The following is a 5,140-nucleotide window of genomic DNA, read 5'->3' on the forward strand; positions in this document are numbered from 1 at the left end:
GTTCGAATCCCTATGGACGCACCATAAAAAAGAGATACGATTTTTCGTATCTCTTTTTTTATTATTTATTATATTTTTTCATCATTTCTTTTTCGCCCATTTTAACCAATTCTCTAGTTATATAGCCTGTATGTGATGATTTTAAATTATTAGTAATGTTATCAGCAGTTAGACCAAATTCACTAGCAATTTCCGCTTTAAATTCATCTAAGGCTCTTCTAGCGCCAGGAACTACAGTGTTTCTTTTTGACATATAAATCACCTCTTATATATAGTTTGAGCAAATGGATAAATAATATAACTTAAGTTATGAAAATTTTCTACATGATTAATTTACCAGCTATTTTTAAATATAAAAAAATACTCTATTAGTTAGTAACACATGTCTTACATTTTGCATACTTTATATTAGGAATAAGAGAAAGGACAAATTTAGAAAAAACAAAACTTTTTTCATCGTCATGTAACTCATATGGATTAGCTTGCATATCTTATATAAGGATGAGATTCAGAAATCATAAAATCTACATAATTTGTAAAGGAGGTGCAATTTATGGCTGATAAACAATGTGGTGGCATCGGTGGTATCTTTGGTGGATGTGATAGTAGTTTACTATTTTTCTTCTTGTTATTAGTAATTATATTCTGTAATTGCTACGGCGGCTATGGATGTGGTGGATACTAAGAAGATTAAAGAATTGGGATTTTTCCCAATTCTCTATACATAATAAAATTTTTACACTAAAACTGAATGACTGAAAATCAGCCATTTATAACACCTCTTTAAAAGACCAAGATTTATCTTGGTCTTTTATTATTTTGGACATATTTTCCATGATATTTTCAATATAGTTTAAAGGAACTATTTGAAAAATCCACATAACATATATTTTCATTAACAAGATGGTATAGGTGTGGTACAATAGTGTTTATGTGATGATTTTGGACAAGGAGAAGGGAGCATGAAAAAAGTGATAGTAATAGACGCTATAGTGGGTGCGGGAAAAACTACTTTAGGGCAGACGTTAGAAAGACATTTAGGAATACAACTATATAGGGAGTTAAATAACCCAGATACAGAGGAATTATTGAATAAGTTTTATGCAGACAAAAAAAGATGGGCCTTTACTTTACAGATACATTTTTTAAATCAAAGATTTGCTCAGATCAAGGAAATTCATAGAAAGAATGGTGGGTTATTAGATAGAAGTATATTTGGAGATCGAATATTTGCAGAAATGCTTATGGAAGATGGATATATGAGTGAGGAAGAGTTTCATACATATACAACTCTCCTAGATAATATGTTAGAACATGCTCAAAATCCTTCCTTGCTAGTATTTATTAAATGTGATGTGGACACGGCAATAGAACGAATTAAACAGAGAAATAGAGGTTTAGAAGGTAAAGTTGAAAGAAAATATTGGGAAAGACTTCATGAGAAGTATGAAAAATGGTGCGATGGATATAATTACTCACCAAAGATAGTATTAGATGTAAAAAACTTTGATTCATTTAATAAGGATAATGTGGAAGAATTATTAAGAAGAATAGAGATGAAAGAATATGATTAATAAAAGTTGGCTTAAGCCAACTTTTATTTTATACTATTTACAGTTTCCTTTAACTTATTTGCAGATTTGTGAAGTTGTGTAAGTTCTTCTTCTTCTAAAGGAAGATCTAATACTTTATGTACTCCATTTCTACCTATTAAAGTAGGCACACTAAGGGCTATATCATTTATACCATATTGACTATCTAATAAACTAGATACAGTTAGTACAGAATTTTCATCTCTTAATATGGCTTCAACAATTCTCCTTATGGATAAAGCTATACCGTAGGAGGTGGCTCCTTTTTTTTCTAGGACTTCATAGGCTGAATTTTTTACTTCATGGAATATTTTTTCTCTCTCATCTTTAGTACAAGTTAAGTTACACATGGGACAATATTCGTGGATTCTAGTACCTGCAATATTAGTCAAACTCCATGCAGCTACTTCAGAATCACCATGTTCACCTAGTATGTATCCGTGGACATTTCTTGTATCTATATTACAGTGTTTACTTAATAGATATCTAAATCTGGAACTATCTAGTACAGTACCAGAGCCGATTACTTTTTTAGGATTATATCCACATTCTTTGGATACTATATAAGTTAAAATATCCACAGGATTAGTAGCTACTAATATAATAGATGATTTAGTGTATTTTTGAATCTCATCCACTATCTTTTTTATTATGATGCTATTTTTGTTAGCAAGATCTAGCCTTGTTTCATTAGGGCCTATACTTGGACCAGCACTTATTATTATAATATCTGCATTTTCACAATCAGAATAATCTCCTGCTTTTATGTCCATAGACTTAACAAAGGACATACCATGATTTAGATCCATAGCTTCACCCTGGGCTTTTTCTTTGTTAATATCTATTAATACCATTTCTGATATTAATGAAGAATGCATAAGAGTAAAGGCTGTGGCAGAACCTACAAATCCTAGACCTATTATTACTATTTTATTAGTTTTTATCATAAAATCATCCTTTCTTCTCTCATATAAGATAATATTCTCTATATTTTTCATTTTAAACATGTGTAATAAAAAAATATTTAATAATAGGAAAAGAAAAAGCGTATAAAAAAAAATTATATTAAAAAATAATACTATAGAGAAATTTTATTTGTTAATTAACCATATTTAAAATAAAATAGTCTAAGATGGGGAATAGATGTTTTTTTAAGAATACAGGGGGTATATTGAATAAAGAAGGTGATAATATGTTAGATACATATGGAAGGAAATATGTAAACCCCATTATAAATACTTTTGCAAAAATCCTATTAAAATGTAGATGTACACCAAATTGTGTTACTACGATAAGCTTGATTTTAGGCATTGTATCAGCCCTATTAATATATTGGGATATTACCATACCTGGTGTTATTATTTTATGGATATCTGGTTTTTTAGACAGTGTAGATGGGGCCATGGCAAGAATAATAAAAAAGAGTACTTCATGGGGAACCCTTATGGATATTACCTTTGATAGGGTGGTAGAAATGGCTGTTATAATTACCCTTGCTATTAAATATCCTAATTCCCAATTGTTATTTTGTTTTCTGCTATGCTCAATAATTTTATCTATGACAATATTTTTAACAGTTGGGGCTCTATCCCATAACAATGGAATTAAGTCATTTAGATATCAAGCTGGACTTACAGAGAGAACAGAAGGATTTCTTTTTTTAAGTGGTATGGTCTTATTTTCTGGAGTTAGGGATGGAATAAGTATCTTGTTTACTATAGCCATAATAATTACAGCATTACAAAGGATGTTAGAAGCAAAAAGAATATTAGATAAATAGGAGGAAAAGATGAAGAAAAAGTTGCGTGTAATATTGACTATATTAATTAGTATAAGCATTTTATTTTCAGCCTGTGGGAGTAAGGAATTAGAGAATGGAGACAACTTTAGAAAAAGCACTTGGGAAGAAATTGAAAAAAGTGGACAAGGAACTGAAGTATATTTTTATGGTTGGGGAGGAGACCCTAAAATTAATAGTTGGATAGATGATGTACTTGCAAAGGAAGTTAAGGATAAATACAATATAACTTTAAAGAGAGTTCCTATGAATATTGATGAAGTATTAGTGAAATTATTAGATGAGAAGAATTTAGAGGCAGAGGGAACTATTGATATAGTTTGGATAAATGGGGAAAACTTTTTTACTGCAAAGGAAAATGAATTATTAGAAGGTCCATTTTTAGAAAAACTTCCAAACGGGAAAAAATATTTAGATTTAAATGATGTGGAGTTAAATTACGATTTTGGCTTTTCAATAGATGGATATGAAGCTCCTTATGGAAAAGCTCAATTTGTATTCATATATGATGGAGAAGTTGTTGAGAAATTCCCTAAGGATCATGAGGAATTTTTACAATTTGCTAAGGTCAACAAGGGGAAAGTTACATACCCAGCTCCACCTGATTTTGTAGGAAGTGCATTTGTTAGAAATATAATTTATGATATGGTAGGATACGAACAATTTATTAATATGGAACCTGATTATGAAGTTGTTAAGAAGGAAATAATGCCTGCTATAGATTATTTTAAAGAATTGAAACCTTACTTATGGAGAGAAGGGAAGGCCTATCCTTCTACTATGGCTCAATTAGAGAATATGTTTGCAGATGGAGAGGTTATAATAACTATGGATTATAATCCTAATAAGGCAAGCAGAAAAATTAGTGATGGACAATTTAAGAGTACTACAAAGACTGCTATTTTTCAAAAGGGTAGTGTGGGGAATACTCATTTTGTAGCAATTCCTAAAAATGCTACAAATAAGGAAGCTGCCGTACTAGTTATAAATGAAATCATATCCCCTAAAATGCAAGCTTCTAAATATGATCCAAAGGTATGGGGAGATTTACCCGTATTAGATAATAGTAAATTATCTAGTGAGGAAAAAAAGCTATTTGATAATGTTGTCTTAGGAAAAGCTACTATAGATCAAAGCATATTATTAGATAACAGATTGCCAGAAATGCCAGCTAAGTTAATTCCTATAATAGAAAAAATATGGGAAGAAGAAATATTAAAATAGATTACATGAATGAGAAAGAGACATTATACTATAATGTCTCTTTGTTGTTTATTTGAAAAGTAAGAGTATATATAATTTTAAAAAAGGTATTGACTTACAGATAAAAAAATGATAATATATAACATGTCGCCAAAAGTGACAAGTCTTTTGAAGGTTTTTCTTGAAGGAACAATAAACATTAACTTCGAGAAGGAAAGTGGTTGACAAAGGATTGGATACATGTTAAGGTATATCTTGTCTTTACGAAAGTCAAGGAAATGAAGAAAAAACTTCTTGACAAGTTTTGAAAAATATATTACAATATAACTTGTCACTAAGAAATGTTCCAAGGTAGCTCAATGGTGGAGCAACCGGCTGTTAACCGGTAGGTTGAGGGTTCGAGCCCCTCCCTTGGAGCCATTAAATATCCGNGCAGACGCACAGGACTTAAAATCCTGCGGTCCTTACAGACCGTACCGGTTCGATTCCGGTCCCCGGCACCAAAATTAAATTAAGTGATTGAAACATCGCGGAGTGGAGCAGCTGG

6 protein-coding genes and 1 tRNA gene are annotated in these 5,140 nt (G+C 30.9%); 5 read left to right on the forward strand and 2 right to left on the reverse strand.

Translation table 11 applies throughout. From position 1 onward, the window contains the following. Positions 1–61: 61 nt before the first annotated feature. Positions 62–253: a small, acid-soluble spore protein, alpha/beta type gene (locus tag CCE28_RS21615; RefSeq protein WP_095136298.1), complete on the reverse strand. Its 192-nt coding sequence runs from the start codon at positions 251–253 to the stop codon at positions 62–64. Positions 254–553: 300 nt separating this feature from the next. Here CCE28_RS21615 and CCE28_RS22830 point away from each other — a divergent pair, with 300 nt between their 5' ends. Together CCE28_RS22830 and CCE28_RS21620 are read left to right on the forward strand one after the other, a co-directional pair. Continuing rightward, on the forward strand, positions 554–685 hold the full coding sequence (locus tag CCE28_RS22830; RefSeq protein WP_278277637.1) for a hypothetical protein: 132 nt from the start codon (positions 554–556) through the stop codon (positions 683–685). A 277-nt stretch (positions 686–962) separates the two neighbouring features. Beyond that, positions 963–1,574, forward strand: coding sequence for a deoxynucleoside kinase (locus CCE28_RS21620; RefSeq protein WP_095136300.1), 612 nt, complete (start codon positions 963–965; stop codon positions 1,572–1,574). A 23-nt stretch (positions 1,575–1,597) separates the two neighbouring features. Here CCE28_RS21620 and CCE28_RS21625 read toward each other — a convergent pair whose 3' ends face one another. Next, on the reverse strand, positions 1,598–2,539 hold the full coding sequence (locus tag CCE28_RS21625) for an L-lactate dehydrogenase (RefSeq protein WP_095136301.1): 942 nt from the start codon (positions 2,537–2,539) through the stop codon (positions 1,598–1,600). A 224-nt stretch (positions 2,540–2,763) separates the two neighbouring features. Between CCE28_RS21625 and CCE28_RS21630 the strand changes: the two genes are divergently transcribed. The 3 genes from CCE28_RS21630 to CCE28_RS21640 all read left to right on the forward strand — a co-directional run bounded on the left by CCE28_RS21630 (position 2,764) and on the right by CCE28_RS21640 (position 5,013). After that, entirely contained in the window at positions 2,764–3,372 is a 609-nt protein-coding gene (locus tag CCE28_RS21630) for a CDP-alcohol phosphatidyltransferase family protein (protein ID WP_242973057.1), read from the forward strand. 9 nt (positions 3,373–3,381) lie between these two features. Next, positions 3,382–4,614, forward strand: coding sequence for an ABC transporter substrate-binding protein (locus tag CCE28_RS21635; protein ID WP_095136303.1), 1,233 nt, complete (start codon positions 3,382–3,384; stop codon positions 4,612–4,614). Between the two features lie 324 nt (positions 4,615–4,938). After that, positions 4,939–5,013: transfer RNA gene (locus tag CCE28_RS21640), tRNA-Asn, on the forward strand. The last annotated feature ends 127 nt before the right edge of the window (positions 5,014–5,140 follow it).

Origin of the sequence: Anaeromicrobium sediminis (assembly GCF_002270055.1) — a bacterium.
Lineage (GTDB): Bacteria > Bacillota > Clostridia > Peptostreptococcales > Thermotaleaceae > Anaeromicrobium > Anaeromicrobium sediminis.

Excerpts from the sequence above, each read along its gene's own strand:
- CCE28_RS21615 (WP_095136298.1), bottom strand. The coding sequence starts at position 253 with ATGTCAAAAAGAAACACTGTAGTTCCTGGCGCTAGAAGAGCCTTAGAT.
- CCE28_RS22830 (WP_278277637.1), top strand. The coding sequence starts at position 554 with ATGGCTGATAAACAATGTGGTGGCATCGGTGGTATCTTTGGTGGATGT.
- CCE28_RS21620 (WP_095136300.1), top strand. The coding sequence starts at position 963 with ATGAAAAAAGTGATAGTAATAGACGCTATAGTGGGTGCGGGAAAAACT.
- CCE28_RS21625 (WP_095136301.1), bottom strand. The coding sequence starts at position 2,539 with ATGATAAAAACTAATAAAATAGTAATAATAGGTCTAGGATTTGTAGGT.
- CCE28_RS21635 (WP_095136303.1), top strand. The coding sequence starts at position 3,382 with ATGAAGAAAAAGTTGCGTGTAATATTGACTATATTAATTAGTATAAGC.